The organism is Cobetia marina, assembly GCF_001720485.1.
GTDB lineage: Bacteria > Pseudomonadota > Gammaproteobacteria > Pseudomonadales > Halomonadaceae > Cobetia > Cobetia marina.
Window position 1 is genome coordinate 3471875 of the sequence record NZ_CP017114.1, and the last position, 18065, is coordinate 3489939.

At 63.3% G+C, this 18065-nt stretch carries 15 protein-coding genes; 4 read left to right on the forward strand and 11 right to left on the reverse strand.

Going from position 1 to position 18065, the window contains the following annotated elements; all coding sequences use genetic code 11:
- Window positions 1-27: 27 nt before the first annotated feature.
- Window positions 28-654: a phosphoadenosine phosphosulfate reductase domain-containing protein gene (locus tag BFX80_RS14665; protein WP_077379306.1), complete on the forward strand. Its 627-nt coding sequence runs from the start codon at window positions 28-30 to the stop codon at window positions 652-654.
- Window positions 655-751: 97 nt separating this feature from the next.
- Here BFX80_RS14665 and cysB read toward each other — a convergent pair whose 3' ends face one another.
- Window positions 752-1723, reverse strand: coding sequence for an HTH-type transcriptional regulator CysB (gene cysB, locus BFX80_RS14670; protein WP_084209284.1), 972 nt, complete (start codon window positions 1721-1723; stop codon window positions 752-754).
- Window positions 1724-1899: 176 nt separating this feature from the next.
- Between cysB and BFX80_RS14675 the strand changes: the two genes are divergently transcribed.
- Together BFX80_RS14675 and trxA are read left to right on the forward strand one after the other, a co-directional pair.
- On the forward strand, window positions 1900-2676 hold the full coding sequence (locus BFX80_RS14675) for a sulfite exporter TauE/SafE family protein (protein WP_077379302.1): 777 nt from the start codon (window positions 1900-1902) through the stop codon (window positions 2674-2676).
- 251 nt (window positions 2677-2927) lie between these two features.
- A complete protein-coding gene (gene trxA / locus BFX80_RS14680; RefSeq protein ID WP_043333971.1) occupies window positions 2928-3251 on the forward strand; it encodes a thioredoxin in 324 nt (107 codons plus the stop codon).
- A gap of 159 nt (window positions 3252-3410) precedes the next feature.
- Here the strand turns inward: trxA and BFX80_RS14685 are convergent, their stop codons facing one another.
- The 5 genes from BFX80_RS14685 to BFX80_RS14705 all read right to left on the reverse strand — a co-directional run bounded on the left by BFX80_RS14685 (window position 3411) and on the right by BFX80_RS14705 (window position 10651).
- The gene (locus tag BFX80_RS14685) at window positions 3411-4643 is read right to left on the reverse strand and encodes an AI-2E family transporter (protein WP_240499591.1); all 1233 of its coding nucleotides are present in this window, start codon (window positions 4641-4643) and stop codon (window positions 3411-3413) included.
- 376 nt (window positions 4644-5019) lie between these two features.
- Window positions 5020-6831: an acyl-CoA dehydrogenase C-terminal domain-containing protein gene (locus BFX80_RS14690; protein WP_084209285.1), complete on the reverse strand. Its 1812-nt coding sequence runs from the start codon at window positions 6829-6831 to the stop codon at window positions 5020-5022.
- A 323-nt stretch (window positions 6832-7154) separates the two neighbouring features.
- Window positions 7155-7919, reverse strand: a complete 765-nt coding sequence (locus BFX80_RS14695) for an SDR family NAD(P)-dependent oxidoreductase (RefSeq protein WP_084209286.1) — start codon at window positions 7917-7919, stop codon at window positions 7155-7157.
- 100 nt (window positions 7920-8019) lie between these two features.
- Window positions 8020-9678, reverse strand: coding sequence for an AMP-binding protein (locus BFX80_RS14700; protein WP_084209287.1), 1659 nt, complete (start codon window positions 9676-9678; stop codon window positions 8020-8022).
- A gap of 370 nt (window positions 9679-10048) precedes the next feature.
- Entirely contained in the window at window positions 10049-10651 is a 603-nt protein-coding gene (locus BFX80_RS14705) for a TetR/AcrR family transcriptional regulator (protein WP_084209288.1), read from the reverse strand.
- 117 nt (window positions 10652-10768) lie between these two features.
- On the opposite strand from BFX80_RS14705, the gene BFX80_RS14710 reads away from it, so the two are divergent.
- Window positions 10769-11989, forward strand: coding sequence for an acetyl-CoA C-acyltransferase (locus BFX80_RS14710; protein WP_084209289.1), 1221 nt, complete (start codon window positions 10769-10771; stop codon window positions 11987-11989).
- A 139-nt stretch (window positions 11990-12128) separates the two neighbouring features.
- On the opposite strand, the gene pstB is transcribed toward BFX80_RS14710, so the two are convergent.
- The 5 genes from pstB to BFX80_RS14735 form a co-directional block, all read right to left on the reverse strand.
- Window positions 12129-12932: a phosphate ABC transporter ATP-binding protein PstB gene (pstB, locus tag BFX80_RS14715; protein WP_077379425.1), complete on the reverse strand. Its 804-nt coding sequence runs from the start codon at window positions 12930-12932 to the stop codon at window positions 12129-12131.
- Window positions 12933-13045: 113 nt separating this feature from the next.
- Window positions 13046-14212 (reverse strand): phosphate ABC transporter permease PstA, encoded by a 1167-nt coding sequence (pstA, locus tag BFX80_RS14720; protein ID WP_077379289.1) that lies wholly within the window; start codon window positions 14210-14212, stop codon window positions 13046-13048.
- A 14-nt stretch (window positions 14213-14226) separates the two neighbouring features.
- Window positions 14227-15483, reverse strand: coding sequence for a phosphate ABC transporter permease subunit PstC (gene pstC / locus BFX80_RS14725; protein WP_077379287.1), 1257 nt, complete (start codon window positions 15481-15483; stop codon window positions 14227-14229).
- A gap of 129 nt (window positions 15484-15612) precedes the next feature.
- A complete protein-coding gene (locus BFX80_RS14730; protein WP_077379285.1) occupies window positions 15613-16629 on the reverse strand; it encodes a substrate-binding domain-containing protein in 1017 nt (338 codons plus the stop codon).
- 124 nt (window positions 16630-16753) lie between these two features.
- A complete protein-coding gene (locus BFX80_RS14735) occupies window positions 16754-17971 on the reverse strand; it encodes a Bcr/CflA family multidrug efflux MFS transporter (RefSeq protein ID WP_077379283.1) in 1218 nt (405 codons plus the stop codon).
- Between the last annotated feature and the right edge of the window lie 94 nt (window positions 17972-18065).

Genomic DNA, 18065 nt, shown 5'->3' on the forward strand with positions numbered 1-18065 from the left:
GACGTGCCCTCGTTCTGGAGACTCCTCATGTCCGATACCTTCGATCTCGCCCGCATCAATGCCGAATTCGGCAACGACCCCGAAGCCCTGACTCGCTGGGCTCTGTCGCTGGACAAGCACGCCATCTGCACCACCAACTTCCGCCCCTTCGAGGCGGTGATCCTGCACATGGTGACGCGCTTCCGTCCTGACATCCCCATCGTGTGGATGGACAACGGCTACAACACCGATGCCACCTATCGTTTCGCCGATGAGGTGACGCGCAAGCTGAATCTGAATCGCATCATCTATCTGCCGCAGCGTACCCGCGCGCACCGTGAAGCCGTCGATGGCCTCACGCCGCATATCGATGACCCGCGCCACGAAGCCTTCACCCGTGAAGTGAAGCTCGAGCCCTTCGAGCGTGCCCTGCGTGAGCTGAACCCCGAGATGTGGTTCACCGCCGTGCGCGCCAGTGACACCGCCTTCCGTGCCGGCATGCAGCCGGTCTCGCTGAACGGAGATGGCCTGATCAAGGTCGCACCGGTGCTCCACTGGTCCTCCAAGCAGATGCACGAGTATCTGGTCGCCCACGACCTGCCCAACGAGTTCGACTACGTCGACCCGACCAAGGCGGAAGACAACCGTGAGTGTGGCCTGCACCTGGCGCACTGATACTGTCGGCCACACGCAAAACGCCCGCCTCTCAGGAGGCGGGCGTTTTCATTTGCGCAATGGCAGATCAGGCGAGCGGCACTCAGCGCACCGGCACTCAGCGCACCGGCAGCTCGATATCGTGGAAGATCTCGTGCTCGTGGCGCGGGCCGGCGGCCAGTGCCGCCTCGACACGATCGCGTGTCAGGTGCGGCGCGAAGCGTTCGACGAATTCGAACATGTAGCTGCGCATGAAGGTGCCGCGACGAATGCCGATCTTGGTCGTCGAGCTGTCGAAGAGATGCGTCGCATCCAGCGCCACCAGGTCCTCGTCCGCCACCTCGTCCACCGCCATGTGCGCGACGATGCCGATGCCCATGCCCAGGCGCACATAGGTCTTGATGACATCGGCATCCGAGGCGGTCAGCACGACATTGGGTGCCAGGCCATGTGACTTGAAAGCATCATCCAGCTGGCTGCGCCCGGTGAAGCCATAGGTGTAGGTGACCAGCGCATAGCTGGCCAGTGTCTCGAGGGTCAGCTCCTCGCCATTGGCCAGCGGATGATTCTTCGGCACCAGCACGCAGCGATTCCAGCGGTAGCACGGCAGCAGGATGAGGTCGTTGAACAGCTCCAGCGACTCGGTGCAGATGGCGAAATCGGCCTGCCCCTCACTGACCATGTTGGCGATCTGCTTCGGGGTGCCCTGCTGCATGTGCAACGCGACATCCGGGTACTTGCGCGTGAAATCGGCGATTACCGGCGGCAGGGCATAGCGTGCCTGGGTGTGGGTGGTGGCGATCGCCAGACTGCCACGGCGATCATCGCTGTGTTCCTGCGCGACATGCTTGATGTTCTCCACCGTACGCAGCACCTGGCTTGCCAGCTCGACGATCGACTCACCCGCCGGCGTCACGCGCGTCAGATGCTTGCCACTGCGCGCGAAGATCTCGACGCCCAGCTCATCCTCCAGCAGACGAATCTGCTTGGAGATCCCCGGCTGTGAGGTATAGAGGCTCTGAGCGGTCGCTGACACGTTCAGATTGTGTCGGGTCACTTCCCAGATGTAACGCAACTGCTGGAGTTTCATGCGACTTCACTCTCCTGAGAAGCCCCGTCGACGCGGGAGAGCGCGACAGTGGCCCGGACATGGCCGTTCACCCTGCTAAGATGATCGGGCGATAAAATCATGAACAATGATTCCTTTCGGGAATATACAGTCAAGAGTAGATTGACGGCAGTAACCTGACAAGGGGTAGACAAGGGATGGATGTCACACAGCTGCTGCTATACGTACTGGCAGGCGCCGGAGTGGGCTTTGCGGTCGGTGTCACCGGCGTGGGCGGTGGCTCACTGATGACACCGCTGCTATTGATGTTCGGCTTTCCGCCGCATGTCGCGGTCGGTACCGATCTGCTTTACGCCGCCATCACCAAGGCCGGCGGTGCCTTCGCGCACCATCGCCAGGGGCATGTGGACTGGACCATCACCCGTCGCCTGGCCCTGGGCTCCATCCCCGCCGCGCTGGTGACCATCGGCGTGCTGCATGCCTTCTTCACGGACCCCACCGCCTACGCAGGCCTGATCAAGGGCATGCTGGGCGTGATGTTGATCCTCACCGCCGGCGTGCTGCTGTTCAAGAAACGCCTGTTGGGCCTGATCAGTCCGGAAAGCTTCATCGTGCGGCATGCGGCACCGCTGACCGTGCTGTCGGGCATCGTGCTGGGCGTATGCGTCACCCTGTCCTCCGTCGGCGCCGGTGCCTTCGGGGCGGCCGTGCTGATCATGCTGTTCCCGCTTCTGAGCACCGCACGCATCGTCGGCACCGATATCGCCCACGCCGTGCCACTGACACTGGTCGCAGGCCTGGGGCATCTATGGCTGGGCAATGTCGATTTCCTGCTGCTCGGCGCATTGCTGGTCGGCTCCCTGCCTGCCATCAGCCTTGGCGCACGCCTGACGCGCCACATGCCCGGCAGCCTGTTGCAGGGGCTGCTCACCACCCTGCTGCTGGGGCTTGGCATCCGCTACGCCTTCTTCTGACCCCGCCCTTCCTTTGCTGCTGCACGCGTAATCCAGACCAATGTCGCAGCAGGCAATCGTGATTGCCTGCTGCGTGGCTATTCCCTCCAACCAATAAAACAGCTATAAAAATACCAACGATCATAACCCCGTGCTATTGAGTCGATGGACAATGCCCATTTGTCAGTGATGGAAAGTGGCGCTACCATCGGACGCAGCCTGCATGTCCGGCAATGCCGCAGACAGCGAAACGAATCCCCTGGAGAAACAAGATGTCCAATCACGTCGATGTCACCGGCGCCAACTTCGAACAGGAAGTTCTCAACGCTGAAGCCCCGGTACTGCTGAAGTTCTGGGCGCCCTGGTGTGGCCCGTGCAAGATGATGGCGCCGGTCGTCGAGGAAGTCGCCAACGAGAAGGGCGAAGGCCTGAAGATCGTCAACGTCAATGTCGATGACGCACCGGAAATCGCCGCCGAGCAAGGCGTGCGTGGCGTGCCGACCGTGATCCTGTTCAAGTCCGGCGCCAAGGTCGCCTCGCTGGTCGGTGCCCAGTCCAAGGGACAACTGAGCCAGTTCATCGAGCAGAACCTCTAAACCGGTCCGCTCGAAGGTGGCTGCCCCGGCAGTCACCAGACACGAGATGAACACCAGAAGGCCCCGTCACGCTCAACGTGACGGGGCCTTCTGCATTCCCTTCTGCATTCAGGGGGGCGCGGGCTCATCGAGCCCGCGAAGACACGCCTTGCCGACGCGCTATTCCTCCGCCATGCGTCGGCGACGTCGAATGCGTCTGGCGGAGGGTCCCAGCAGGCGTGCCGCCCAGCGCGTGCCCGGGTGCGAGTCGAAGGCGATCTTGAGCGTCATGGTGATCGGCACCGACAACAGCATCCCCACCGGGCCGAACACCCAGCCCCACACCACCAGTGACAGGAAGGCGGCCAGTGTCGACAGCCCCAGCGTCCGCCCCATCACGCGCGGCTCGATCATGTTCCCGAGAATGAAATTGATCGCCAGGTAGCAGCCGCCCAGCATCAACGCCTTGACCGCCCCACCCTCCGGCATCACCAGCGTCAGCAATACTGCCGGCACCGCGGCCAGCGCCGACCCGATATTGGGAATGTAGTTGAGGCAGAAGGCCAGCGTGGCCCACAGGAAGGCGAACTCCACATCCAGTGCCAGACAGCTGATGCCGACCAGCGCACCGGTCACCAGACTGATCAACGTCTTGACCGCCAGATAACGTCGCAGCGTCAACGAGAACAGCGTAAAGCGGCGCAGGCTGACATGCGGGCTGCGCAGAGTGGTGATCAGCTTGTCGCGCAGCGACAGGGCTTCGTACAACAGGAAGGTGGCCGTCAGCACGATGATGACACTGGAAGACAGCAGACCGCCCAGCCCGGTGAGCAGGTTGGGCACCCATTGCGTCAGCGATGCCGGATCCACCAGCTCACTGAAGCGCGCCGGCGCGATGGAGACGCCGTGGCCTGCCAGCCATTCCAGCATGCTCTGATACTGCTCCCGCAGACTTTCCTCCAGCTTGGGCATCTCATCGCTGAACAGGGTGAAGCGTGAGACCAGCAAGGCCGCCAGCGAGGAAAACAGGATGCAGACCGTCAGGATGACGATGGGCACCCCGAAACGCTGGCCGATGCCGTGTCGGGCCAGCCAGCGCACCGGCGCATCACAGACCGCCGCGACAAACACCGCCATCAGCAGGGGGACCACCAGGTCTGCCGCCATCTTGAGGCCACCGATGATCACCACCAGCGCGGCCATGCCGACCAGCAGCGGATGGATCTCCAGCGCCTTGCGGACCTTGGGGACATGGCGAGAACGCCCGGAAAGCTCCAGCGCTTCCTGCTGACGCTCGTCTCGCGGCACCTGCATGCGTGCCACGGCCTCCTCGGCGGAAGTGCCTTCGCTGACACTGCTCGGCTCACCCACCATCATGTCATGCGCGTCGTCGCCGCCCTCACTGCTCGGCACTTCGGGCCTCGATGAGGCCTGCTCAGAGCGGGAGGACCGCCCTGACTCCTGCGCGGCCTCTTCAGGGGTATCGTTAGCCTGCATCCTGCGCCACCTATCCTGTCAGTTACTGCAAATTGAGTCCCGCATGTCATCTCCCGCGCACTGGGCGGGACAGGCTGTCACTGCGACTATCTTGGGCGTCTGACCGTCACAAGCCAAGCGCGGGACACAAAGAGAAGAGAATGTTCTGCAGACCGGCGCGACCCCGTGCAGGAATGACCCGCCACAAAAAAGGGGAGACCGAAGTCTCCCCGAGAAATCCGAGTCAGAGCGCACTGACTGGAGGCACATGATTGCCTGACAAACAGACCGAATTCAGCGTGTGGACGTGAGATCAGATCTCGAACCCGCTGCCGAAGCCCTCCACCGCAGGTGCCATCAGCGTCTCGCCGCCGGCACGAATCATCGCGGCATGCCCCTGGGTACGCGGCAGGATGCGCTGGAAGTAGAAGCGTGCGGTATCCAGCTTGGCCTGGTAGAAGGTCGCGTCCCCCGTGCCAGATGCCAGCGCTGCCCTGGCGGTCTCACCGGCACGCGCCCACAGGTAGCCCAGCGTGACGTAACCGGCATACATCAGATAATCGACACTGGCAGCACCGACCGCCTCGCGGTCCTGCATCGCTCCCATGCCCACCGCCATGGTCAGCTCACCCCATTCGCGGTTGAGCTCCGCAAGTGGCGAGGCAAATTCGCTGCCTTCGCTGGCCTGACAGAACTTGTGGATCTCCTTGGTGAAGACCTTGAGCGACTCGCCCTGGCTCATCAGGATCTTGCGTCCCAGCAGGTCCAGCGCCTGGATACCGGTGGTGCCTTCATAGAGCAGCGTGATGCGCGCATCGCGCACGAACTGCTCCATGCCCCACTCCTGGATGAAGCCGTGGCCACCGAACACCTGCACCCCATGGTTGGTCGCCTCGAAGCCGGTCTCGGTCAGGAAGGCCTTGACGATGGGCGTCAGCAGGCCCAACAGCGTGTCGGCACGAGTCTTCTCTTCGCTGTCCGGCGCATTCTCGACAAGATCATTGAGCTGGGCGGCGTACATCACCAGCATGCGTCCGCCCTCGGCGATGGCCTTCTGGGTCAGCAGCATGCGCCGTACGTCCGGGTGCACGATGATCGGGTCGGCTGCCTTCTCCGGCGCCTTGGCCCCCGAGAGAGCTCGCATCTGCAGACGGTCCCGCGCATAGCTCAGCGCATTCTGGAAGCTGGCCTCGGCCAGCGCCACGCCCTGGATGCCCACGCCAAGCCGCGCGGCATTCATCATGGTGAACATGCAGGCCAGCCCCTTGTGCGGCGGGCCGACCAGATAACCGATCGCGGAGTCGAAGTTCATCACGCAGGTCGCGTTGCCGTGAATACCCATCTTGTGCTCGATGGAGCCACAGCTGACACCGTTGCGCTCTCCGGCCTCGCCACTGGCATCCGGCAGGAACTTCGGCACCACGAACAGCGAGATGCCGCGTGAGCCTTCCGGCGCGTCCGGCAACTTGGCCAGCACCAGATGCACGATGTTCTCCGAGAGATCGTGTTCGCCGGCGGAGATGAAGATCTTGGTACCGCTGATGGCGTACCCCTTGCTGCCATCGGCGTCATCCAGTGGCACGGCGCGGGTCTTGATCAGCCCCAGATCCGTGCCACAGTGCGGTTCGGTCAGACACATGGTGCCGGTCCAGCGGCCTTCGACCAGCTTGGTCAGATAGGTCTGCTTGAGCACCTCGCTGCCATGGTGCTCAAGGGCGTTCATCGCGCCATGTGACAACCCCGGATACATGCCCCACGAGAGGTTGGCGGAGGCGACCATTTCCGAGAGCACCATCGCCAGAGACGGCGGCAGGCCCTGGCCACCATGCTCCGGTGAGGCTGCCAGACTCGGCCAACCGCCCTCGACATACTGCTGATAGGCGGCCTTGAAGCCACGCGGCGCCTTCACCTCTCCCCCCTCGAAGGTACAGCCCTCGAGATCGCCCGACTGGTTGAGCGGCGTCAGCACCTCGTTGGCAAAGCGTGCCCCTTCCTCGAGAATCGCGCTGACGATGTCATCACTGGCATCTTCGCCACCCGGCAGGCGGGCGTAATGCGCGGGGTAGTCGAGCAGCTCATTCATCACGAAGCGAATATCGCGCAAGGGCGCCTGATAGTCGGGCATGCTGTACTCCTTGTGCCGTCGCGACGCGGCGGCGATGACCTGACACAGCCACTTCCGAGCATCTGAAAGCGGGAAATGGTGGCTATGCACATGAATGGGGGCGTGGCAGCGGGATCCTTTCGCGGGATCGACCCGACCACTATCAAACATTCGTTTGAAATTAGCGCCACCCCGATCGTCAGTCAAGCGATCGTTTGATCGTGGCCGTGAGACATTGGTGGCACGCGGACACAAAAAAGCCCGACCACTCATGTGGTCGAGCAATATCTCCCCCAGAGATTCCTTGCTTTCAGGTCGTCGTGCGTGATCGCGAGACGGCAGGCTCAGGCCATGCGGATGCTGCCGTCGAGACGGATCACTTCCCCATTGAGCATGCCGTTGGTGATGATGTGTTCGGCCAGGCGAGCGAATTCATCGGGCCGCCCCAGGCGCTTGGGAAACGGAACGGCCTCGCACAGCGCCTCGCGAGCAGGCTCCGGAATGCCTGCCATCATCGGTGTCTCGAACACGCCAGGGGCAATCGCCATCACGCGAATGCCGTGACGCGCCAGTTCGCGTGCCATCGGCAGGGTCATGCCTGCCACCCCGGCCTTGGAAGCACTGTAGGCACATTGCCCTATCTGGCCATCGAAGGCCGCGACCGAAGCGGTGTTGAGAATGATGCCGCGCTCTCCGTCTTCCCCCTCGGCCACATTGCGCGCCATGCGGGCCGCCGCGAGACGCGCCACGTTGAAGGTACCGCTCAGATTGATGGCCAGGGTCTTCTCGAACCCTTCCAGCGGCGCCGGTTCCCCCTCGCGATCCACCAGCTTGGCGACGCTCACCACGCCCGCGCAGTGGATCACGCCATGAAGGGCTCCGAAGCTCTGCTCGGCGACATCCAGCGCCGCGCTCACGCTCGCGGAATCGGTGATATCGCAATGACAGAAGCGTGCCGACGCACCGAGTGCCGCGGCATGCTCGCGTGCGGCCTCGGAGATGTCAGCCAGTACGACGCGTCCACCGGCGGCCACCAGACGGTCCGCTGTGGCAGCCCCCAGGCCGGAGGCGGCACCCGTGATCAGGAAGCAGTGCTCGGCAATCTTCATGCATGACTCTCCAGATGGCACCCGGCGCATCCGCTGCCGGGTCGTTCAATGACGATCATCCTGCGGCAGCCCGCAAGGGGCGTAGCGGCAGCCGCGGGTCTCACTCCTCGCGAGCTTCGGCGCGCAGCAGGAATCGCTGGATCTTGCCCGAGGGTGTCTTGGGCAGGTGGTCCACGAAGCTGATCTCGCGGGGATAGCTGTGGCCTGATAGCCGCTGGCGCACTTCGCTGCGTATTGCCTCGGCGAGGGCTTCATCCCCGACATGTCCGTCGCGCAGCACCACGTAGGCCTTGATGATCTCGCCGCGCAGGTCATCCGGCTTGCCGACCGCCGCGGACTCCGCGACGGCGGGATGGGCAAGGATGGCGTTCTCGACATCCGCCGGGCCGACCCGATAACCCGAGGTGGTGATGATGTCGTCGTCACGGCCGGCGAAGGTGAAGCGACCATCAGGCTCCGCGACGACCACATCCCCGGTCAGGTAATAGCCTTCGACACAGGGCTGTTTCTCCTGCCAGGTATAGCCGGAGAAGAAATAGGCGGGGGAATTGGCGATATCCACCGCCAGCACGCCCGGTTCACCGGGCGCAAGCTCCCGGTATTCGGCGTCCAGCACGGCCAGGCGATAGCCGGGCAAGGGGAAGCCGACGCTGCCGATGACCACCTCATGCGCCAGAGCATGATGATTGCAGCAGACCATGCCGACTTCGGTCTGACCGTAGTGATCCATCACCGTGCAGCCAAGCTCACGGGCGACCCAGCCCACCACCTCGGTATTGAGCGGCTCGCCGGCCGAGCTCGCCACGCGCAGCGTCAGGCGCTCGAAGGCCCCCTCCCCGAGCCCGGAGGCCTTGAGCATCCGATAGGCCGTGGGCGCCGCCGCGAAGTTGTCGATGGCGTGGCGCTGCAGGAAGTCCAGCCCGCCCTGCGCGCTGAAGGGAGCTTGCATGAAGTAGGTGGTGGCACCCAGCAACAGAGGTGCCGTGATCCCGTAGTAAAGCCCGTAGGCCCAACCGGGGTCGGCCATGTTCCAGAAGCGCTCGCCGGGTCGCAGATCCACTGCCAGCCGCTGATAGAGCCAGAAGGCCGGCAGCGCATTGAGTGCCACCGCCACCCCCTTGGGCTTGCCGACCGTGCCGGAGGTGAACATCTGCAGAAAGGGCGCATCACTCGGCAATTGTACGGGCGGTTGCGCCAGGGGCTCGCTTTGCATCAGGGCCTGCCAGTCCAGATCCCCCTCATCCAGTGCCTCCCCCTCCCCGCGCACGCAGATGATCGGTGGATGGCTCGCAAGCGCCCTGAACTTGGCACGCTGACCGGACTCGGTGATCACGACACTGGTCTCGGCGCGCGACAGACGGTAGGCGAGCGCATCCGTTCCGAAGGCCGTGAACAGCGGCTGATAGATGGCGCCCAATCGCCAGGTGGCGGCCAGCGCGATCAGAAGCTCAGGCGTACGCGACAGCATGCAGGCCACGCGCTCGCCGGGTCCGACGCCCTGCGCAGCCAGCGCCGTGGCCATGCGAGCACTCTCGAGATCCAGTTCGGCGTAGCTGAGCGTGCGTACCTTGCCATGCTCATCCTCGTGGACCAGAGCGATGCGCTCGCCCTGCCCGGCGCGCAGGTGCCGACCGATGCAGGCGTCAAAGGCATTGCCCATGTGCCCTTGCCCGGAGGACGTCAGGAGTTCATCGCGCAACGCGTCGATGTCGAAATGTTCCAGATACTCGCTCAGCGTCTGGCTGGCAGCCGGTTGCATGGCGGATGAATTCGCAGGTTCGTCAGATGTAGCGACATATGCAGCAGAGGCGGCGCGTGACGTGCGGTTTGTTGTTGTATCGCTTGGCGTCATGGCGTGACTGGCTCCTGAGTGGCGCTCCGGGGCGGATCGAGATGGCTGGGCGTCAGTCCATCTACAGTTAACGTAAACGTCAAGTTAGCGACAAGCCTGTCGTGCGGCAAGCATTGTGGCGCTCGACTGGCCGAAAGTTGCAGACGCCGTGTAACAGACGCCGTGTAACAGACGCTGTGTAGCAGACGCCGTGTAACGGACGCTGTGTAGCAGACGCCGTGTAACGGACGCTGTGTAGCAGACGCCGTGTAACGGACGCTGTGTAGCGGTCGCTCGCTCAGGGAAGACGACACAGGCTGTCGACCAGCGCCTCGGCCAGCTCATCCGGGGAACGCTCACCCTCGGGACGGTACCAGCGTACGCTCCAGTTGAGCGCCCCCAGCATGAACTGGCGCAGAAGCAGAGCGTCTCCCTTGAGCAGTCCCGCGTCGACGGCCGCCTCGATGGCGTCGCGCCACAGGGCTTCATACTCGTCACGCAGATGCACGAGATGCTCCCGCGAGGCTTGCTCGAGGCGACGCCATTCGTAGAGCGCCACGACATGCGCATTGCGGTCCGTCAGCAGGGTTTCCAGATGCGCCCGCGCCAATGCCAGCAAGCGATCTCGCGCCTGCTGATGCCGTGATGCGGGGGCTATGCCGGCTTCCAGCCGCGCGAGATGCTCACGCGCGATGGCCAGTGCGCTGAACATGCCCTCCTCGATCACCGCGCACAGGATTTCCTGCTTGTCAGCGAAGTGATGGAACAGGCTGCCGGACTTGATGCCCATTTCCTGGGCCAACATGCGAACGGTGGTGCGATCGAAGCCCTCCTCCACGAACAGACGGGCGGCGATGCGTACCAGCTCCTTGCGACGGGGTGAGGCGGTGGCTACATTCATCGTATAACTAGCGCTTGCTTGGTTTATGGGATTGAATGGATCAAAGCACAGCCACGCAGTGATCACAACGCCGAACGCCACAGGTGATCTTCCAATAACAAGACACTGGAGACCGTCATGACGACCGCTTCCCGCACCACGCCAAGCCCCACCACCGCCGCTGACGACATCGTGATCCTGTCCGGGGCGCGCACGCCGATGGGCGGGTTGCAGGGCTCGCTTTCCAGCCTCAGCGCACCGCAGCTCGCCGCCGTGGCCATCAAGGCCGCCATCGAACGCTCAGGCCTGACACCCGCCGATATCGATGAGGGCATCTTCGGCTGCGTACTGCCGGCAGGCGTCAAGCAAGGCCCGGCACGTCAGGCCATGCGCCAGGCCGGAGTCCCGGACAACATCGGCGCGACCACCATCAACAAGCTGTGCGGTTCCGGCATGAAAGCCACCATGCTCGCGCACGACCTGATCCGTGCCGGCACCAACCGCATCATGCTGGCGGGTGGCATGGAATCGATGTCCAATGCCCCGCACCTGCTCACCCAGGCACGCGGCGGCTATCGCCTCGGACATGGAGAACTGAAGGACCACATGTTCTTCGATGGCCTGGAGGACGCCGAGACCGGCAAGCTGATGGGCGTGTTCGCCCAGGAAGTGGCCGATGCGCGTGGCTACGATCGTCAGCGCATGGATGACTTCGCCATCGAATCACTCAAGCGCGCCATGGCCGCCACCGAGGCCGGCGACATCGCCCCGGAAATCGCGCCGGTGACGGTCAAGAGTCGCAAGGGCGAGAGTCTCGTCGAGCAGGATGAACAACCCTTCCAGGCCAACCTCGACAAGATTCCCACGCTGCGTCCGGTATTTGCCAAGGACGGCACCATCACTGCCGCCAATGCCAGCTCCATCTCTGACGGTGCCTCGGCCCTGGTGCTGACCCGACGTGATGAGGCCGAGCGTCGTGGCCTGGCCGTCAAGGCCCGTATCCTCGGTCACAGCACCCACTCCCAGCACCCCAGCGAATTCACGCTGGCCCCCATCGGGGCCATCGATTCGCTGATGAAGCGACTGGAGTGGACCACCGAGGATGTCGATCTGTTCGAGATCAACGAGGCCTTCGCCGTGGTGACACTGCTGGCGATGGATGCCCACGACATCCCGCACGACAAGGTCAATGTCTTCGGGGGAGCCTGCGCCCAGGGTCACCCGGTGGGCTCCACCGGATCACGCATCATCGTCACCCTGATCAATGCGCTGGAACGGCGCGGCAAGAAGCGCGGCATCGCGGCACTGTGCATCGGCGGCGGTGAGGCCACCGCGATCGCCGTCGAACTGGAAGGCTGAGCCGGGAACGGGGGCTGAGCCGACCTCGCGTTCCAGCACGTCTGACATGACAAGCGCCAGACACGACAGAAGGCCCGGATCCATGATCCGGGCCTTCTGTCATCTTCGGGAATCATTCGCGCCGAGACGGCGCCAGTCCTCAGCCATAGCGACCGGTGATGTAGTCCTCGGCCTTCTTGGTGTGCGGATTGGAGAACATCGTCTTGGTGTCGTTGTACTCGATCAGCTCGCCCATGTGGAAGAAGGCGGTGTAATCGGCGACACGCGCCGCCTGCTGCATGTTGTGGGTCACGGTCACGATGGAGAACTGGGTCTTCAGCTTGTCCATCAGGTCTTCGATGGTCGCGGTGGAAATCGGGTCCAGCGCCGAGGTCGGCTCATCCATCAGGATGACGTCCGGCTTGACCGCGATCGCACGCGCGATGCACAGACGCTGCTGCTGACCACCGGACAGCGAGGTGCCCGGCTGATCCAGAATGTCCTTCACCTCTTCCCACAGGCCGGCATCACGCAGCGCGCTCTCGACCAGATCGTCCTTGTCGGCACGACGGCTGACCAGGTCGTGCATGGTCGGCGCATAGGCGATGTTGTCATAGATGGACTTGGGGAACGGGTTCGGCTTCTGGAACACCATGCCAACACGGCGACGCAGTGCCACTTCATCCATGTTGCGGGCATTGACGTCACGCCCGTCCATCTCGACCAGACCCTCGATGCGCACGCTGCGGATCAGGTCATTCATGCGATTCAGGCAGCGCAGGAAGGTCGACTTGCCGCACCCGGACGGCCCGATCAACGCGGTGACATTCTTCTGGAAGATGTCGATGTTGATGTTCTTCAGCGCCTGCTTCTCGCCGTACCACAGGTTGAGGTCTTCCACACGGATGGCCAGCTCATGATTGGCCTCTTCGTTGGTCACGATCGGTGTGCCGGGGCGTGCCATGGCGACAGGCTTGGCGGGGGTGGCGACGGTGCTGTTCATGTCTCGTATTCCTTGTTCAGTCGTGGGTCTGGTCATGTCGTGCGTCCCGCCTCGGCGGGACGTGATCCACCGACCTACCAGCGACGCTCGAATTTCTTGCGCAGCATGACGGCTGCGGCGTTGAGGAAGATCAGCACTGACAGCAGCACCAGGATGCCCGCCGCAGTCCGCTCGACGTAGGCCTGTTCCGGCTCACCTGCCCAGGTGAAGATCTGGGCCGGCAGCACGGTGGCCGCCTGGGTGATGGAGGTCGGTGCATCCGGAATGAAGGCCACCATGCCGACGATGATCAAGGGAGCGGTTTCCCCCATCGCCTGCGCCAGACCGATGATGGAACCCGTCAGGATACCCGGCAATGACAGCGGCAGAACGTGATCCCGCACGACCTGCCAGCGCGAGCAGCCAACGCCGAAGGCTGCCTGACGAATGGTGTCCGGCACGCTGCGCAGTGCGGAGCGGGTGGTGATGATGATCACCGGCAGCGTCATCAGCCCCAGCGTCAGACCACCGACCAGCGGGGACGAGCGCGGCATGCCGAAGAAGTTGATGAAGATCGCCAGGCCCAGCAGACCGAACAGGATCGACGGCACCGCCGCCAGATTGTTGATGTTGATCTCGATCGCCTGGGTGAGGCGATTGTCCGGCGCGAACTCCTCCAGGTAGACCGCGGTCAGCACGCCGACCGGGAAGGCGAAGGCCAGAGTGACCAGCAACGTCAGGATCGTGCCCATCGCCGCCGACCAGATACCGGCATATTCCGGCATCTTGGAATCACCGGTGGTGAAGAAGTTGATGTTGAACTTGAGCTCGGCCGTGCCGTTCTCGACCATGCGATCCAGTACGGCGATCTGCTTGGGCTTGAGATGCGCCTTGTGGCCCTTGAGGTACTGATCCACCCGGTCGTCCGCGATCACCCAGGTCTCGAGGGTCTGGCCCAGCAGCTCCGGGTTGGCCTTCATCTCGCGTGGCAGCTGACGCAGCCAGCCGCGGCTGACCAGCTCACGCACATCCTCTTCCACCGCCGCCAGCGGAATCTCGCGTGACTGCTCGCTGTAGGTGACCGGTACCTTGAGCTCCGCCTGCTGGAAGGCCGGATAGCCGCGCATCAGCATGTCGCCGATGAACACCACCAGGAAGGTTGCCGCCAGGGCCAGCGCCGCCATGGACATGTACTTCAGGCGCTGAGTGCGGCGATGACGGCCCTTGAGCTGGGCCGAGATATCGTCGAAGGAATGGCTCATGTCTTGTCTCGGCCTCACAGATTGTTGGCGCTGTACTTCTCACGGAAGCGGCGGATGAGAACCACCGAGACCATGTTCAGCAGCAAGGTGACGACGAACAGCACCAGACCCAGCGCGAAGGCGGACAATGTCTCGGCACTCGCGAATTCCTGGTCTCCCGTCAGCGCGGCAACGATACGCACCGTCACGGTGGTCATGTCTTCCAGCGGGTTGGCGGTCAGATTCGGACGCATGCCCGCCGCCATCACCACGATCATCGTCTCGCCCAGCGCACGCGACATGGCCAGCAGTGACGCCGAGATGATGCCCGGCAGCGCGGCCGGCAGGATGACATTGCGGATGGTCTCGCCCTGGGTCATGCCCAGCGCCAGAGATCCCTGACGCATGGTGTCCGGCACGGAGGTGATGACGTCATCCGACAGTGAGGAGATGAAGGGAATGATCATGATGCCCATGACCAGTCCCGGCGCCAGAGCATTGTTGTAGGACGCCTCGATACCCAGCGGCGAGAAGATGTCGACGATCAGCGGTGCCACGGTGATGGCGGCGAAGAAGCCATAGACGACGGTCGGGATACCGGCGAGCACTTCCAGCACCGGCTTGGCCACGGTACGCACGCGCTCCGGGGCGAATTCCGACATGTAGACCGCCGCCAGCAGGCCGATGGGAATGGCCACCAGCATGGCGATCAGGGTGATCATGAAGGTACCGGCGAACAGCGGAACCGCCCCGAAGTTGGCGGTGCTCTCGACGCCCTCGCCACGGCCGGCTGCCAGCTGGAAGCTGTTGCCCGGGTCCCAGGTGGTGCCGGTGATGAAGGTCCAGAAGCTTTCCATCTGGAAGAAGCGGATGGCTTCGAAGATGATGGAAGCCAGAATGCCGAACGTCGTGACGATGGAGATCATCGCCGCCCCGATCAGCACATAACGAATCAATGTCTCGATCGCATTGCGCGCGTGAAAATCAGGCTTCACCAGCGCCAGACCGATGAGCATGCCGACACCTGCGACGACGAGGCTGGCAGCCAGCAGCTCGGCGCCCTCGATGGATACCCCGGCCGTGGCGATCGCCAGTACGGCGGCCAGTCCGACCAGCAGTGCCGGGCCGGCACAGGAGATGGCGGTGAACCAACCGTATTGATCCGGCTGGGCGTACATCTCTGCCCCGCTGGCACGCACCTTCTGCGCCTTGCCTCGGCCGACGAAGAAGGCAATCAGGCCAGACAGCGCCACGATGCCAATGAAGAAGAGAAAGATCTGCTGAGTCTGCATCTTTCGAGTCCCGGAGTCGCGTTATCCGCAAAGTGAAGGCAACTTGCCTGTCCGATATCCCTGCGGACCGTCATGCAAACGGGCCGGCTGCCAATGGCAACCGGCCGCGTCGTGGGTCAGCTGCGTCAGTTACTTCTTGAGGTCAGCCAGGGTCAGCTTGGTGCGGTTCTTCACCTGCTCACGCAGGGCTTCACGCTCATCCTTGGGCAAGGGAATCAGGCCGATGCCCTTCAGGTAGCCCAGCTCACCGATCATCTTCTCGCTCATGAACAGGTCGTTGTAGGCCTGCTGCGCCGGCACGTCATCCTTGTGCTGGTTCTTCACGTAGTAGAACAGCGAGCGGGACACCGGGTACTCACCGGAGGAGATGGCATCGGCTTCCGGCAGGACGCCATCGATGGAGGCACCGACGACCTTGTCGGCGTTCTCTTCCAGGAAGGAGTAGCCGAAGATACCGAAGGCATCGGTGTTCTCGACCAGTTTCTGGATGATCAGGTTGTCGTTCTCACCCGCCGCGATGTAGTGGCCGTCCTGACGGATGTTGGTGTAACCCTCACCGCCGTAGCCTTCCATCTCTTCGGTGGAGACTTCCATCACCAGCTCTTCGAAGGCATCACGCGTACCGGACGTGGAAGGCGGACCATAGACGGTGATCTTGCGATCCGGCAGGGAGGAATCGATCTCGGACCACTTGGTGTAGGGGTTGTCGACCAGCTTGCCATCGACCGGCACCTGAGCGGCGACCGCCAGGGTGATCTGCTCACGCGTCAGGTTGATGTCGCCATCACCGACCGCCTGAGCGAAGGCGATGCCATCGAAGCCGATCATCGCTTCGGTGATGTCGGTCACGCCATTCTCTTCACAGCGCTCGAACTCGGACGTCTTCATGCGGCGGGAAGCGTTGGTGATGTCCGGCGTGCTGTCCCCGACCCCTTCACAGAACAGCTTCATGCCGCCACCGGAACCGGTGGACTCGATGACCGGCGTCGGGAAGTCGCTGGTGGCACCCAGCTCTTCTGCCACATAGCTGGAGAACGGATAGACCGTGGAAGAGCCGACGATGCGCAGCTGTTCACGGGCTTCTGCTGCACCGACGGATGCGGCGAGAACAGCGACTGCGAGACCTGACTTGAGGAACGCCTTCATGCCTGAAACTCCTTGCGAAAAGAATGAGCCTTGAGGTTGGCTTCTTGTCTACGAGGAGCACTTTGCCAAGCATTCATGACAACCGTGTGACAGTCATCGCGAGTCGCCGTGTGATCAATGACCCTCAGTCCGAGGGGGCGGCATGACGCGCCAGGGCGCGACGCCCCGCCAGCACGCGCAGCAGGATATTGCTGACCAGCGCCGTGCCCAGCATGCCGAGGATCATCGGCCACAGGCTGTCCAGCGCCAGCCCTGCGATCAGCATGCCGATCAAGGCGCCACTGGCGAATTGCAGGCTGCCGATCAGGGCGTTGGCGGTGGCGCTGATACGGGGGAAGTACTCGAGCGCGGAAGAAATCGCATTGGGAGCGACCATGCCGTTGGCCCCGACGAAGAGCATCAACAAGGGTGCCATCAGCGCCAGATGATCCAGCCCCAGCGCCAATGCCAGCACCAGCAGACAGGCCGCGAGCAGCTGGATACCGATCCCGATGCGCAGCAGCCGTGGAGGCGACATGCGTGACAGCAGGCGCACGTTGAGGCGATTGGCGGTGAACATGAACAGGATGTTGGCCCCGAACAGCGCCGGGTACCAGGAGGCGGTGACACCGAAGTGCTCCATGTAGACATACGGGGAGGCGGTGATGAAGGCGAACATGCCACCGAAGCCCATCGCCTGGGTAATGGCATAGCCCATCGCCGGGCCATGGCGCATCACGCTGACATAATCGCGAGCGACCTGCGCGATGCTGGCCGGAGGCTCATCCGCTTCGCGATGGCGGCGTGTCTCCGGCAGCCGGAAAGGCAGCACGACCAGCAGGAAGGCGGCATAGGCGGCCAGGAAGGCGAAGATCAGCCACCAGCCCGCCAAGCCCAGCAGCAGACTGCCGATCGCCGGGGCGATCAGCGGTGCCAGCATCATGATCACCGCGACGGTCGAGAGCACCTTGGCCGCCTCGCGCCCGCTGAAGCAGTCACGCACGATCGCCGAGGAATTCACCACCGAGGCCCCGCCGCCCAGCGCCTGCACGAATCGCAACGCATAGAGGCCTTCGAGACTGTCGACCTGGGTGATCGCCAGACTCGCCAGCAGGAAGACGAAGATCCCGGAGAGCAACACCGGCTTGCGGCCGATGCGGTCCGACAGCGGCCCGAAGATCAACTGCCCCAGCGAGAAGCCGAGCAGGAAGATCGACAGCGACAGCTCCGTATGATGGACGCTGGTGTCGAGCGCTTCCGCCATGGCCGGCAATGCCGGCAGATAGGCATCGATGGCCAAGGGGGCCAGTGCGGTGTTGGCAGCGACCAGCAAGGCCAGCTGACGGGTTTGACGCTTGTCCACATCCCCTCCCGAGAGTTTCACGATAACGGCGCGATCATGCGCCTGCTGAAGAATCCTTCACGATGCGGCACGTCATGGACCCAGGTGCCGGCAT

Coding starts and splice junctions, on each gene's coding strand:
- BFX80_RS14730 (WP_077379285.1), bottom strand. CDS start 16,629: ATGAAGGCGTTCCTCAAGTCAGGTCTCGCAGTCGCTGTTCTCGCCGCA.
- pstB (WP_077379425.1), bottom strand. CDS start 12,932: ATGGCACGCCCCGGCACACCGATCGTGACCAACGAAGAGGCCAATCAT.
- pstA (WP_077379289.1), bottom strand. CDS start 14,212: ATGAGCCATTCCTTCGACGATATCTCGGCCCAGCTCAAGGGCCGTCAT.
- BFX80_RS14695 (WP_084209286.1), bottom strand. CDS start 7,919: ATGAAGATTGCCGAGCACTGCTTCCTGATCACGGGTGCCGCCTCCGGC.
- pstC (WP_077379287.1), bottom strand. CDS start 15,483: ATGCAGACTCAGCAGATCTTTCTCTTCTTCATTGGCATCGTGGCGCTG.
- BFX80_RS14710 (WP_084209289.1), top strand. CDS start 10,769: ATGACGACCGCTTCCCGCACCACGCCAAGCCCCACCACCGCCGCTGAC.
- BFX80_RS14690 (WP_084209285.1), bottom strand. CDS start 6,831: ATGCCCGACTATCAGGCGCCCTTGCGCGATATTCGCTTCGTGATGAAT.
- BFX80_RS14665 (WP_077379306.1), top strand. CDS start 28: ATGTCCGATACCTTCGATCTCGCCCGCATCAATGCCGAATTCGGCAAC.
- BFX80_RS14705 (WP_084209288.1), bottom strand. CDS start 10,651: ATGAATGTAGCCACCGCCTCACCCCGTCGCAAGGAGCTGGTACGCATC.
- trxA (WP_043333971.1), top strand. CDS start 2,928: ATGTCCAATCACGTCGATGTCACCGGCGCCAACTTCGAACAGGAAGTT.
- BFX80_RS14700 (WP_084209287.1), bottom strand. CDS start 9,678: ATGCAACCGGCTGCCAGCCAGACGCTGAGCGAGTATCTGGAACATTTC.
- BFX80_RS14675 (WP_077379302.1), top strand. CDS start 1,900: ATGGATGTCACACAGCTGCTGCTATACGTACTGGCAGGCGCCGGAGTG.
- cysB (WP_084209284.1), bottom strand. CDS start 1,723: ATGAAACTCCAGCAGTTGCGTTACATCTGGGAAGTGACCCGACACAAT.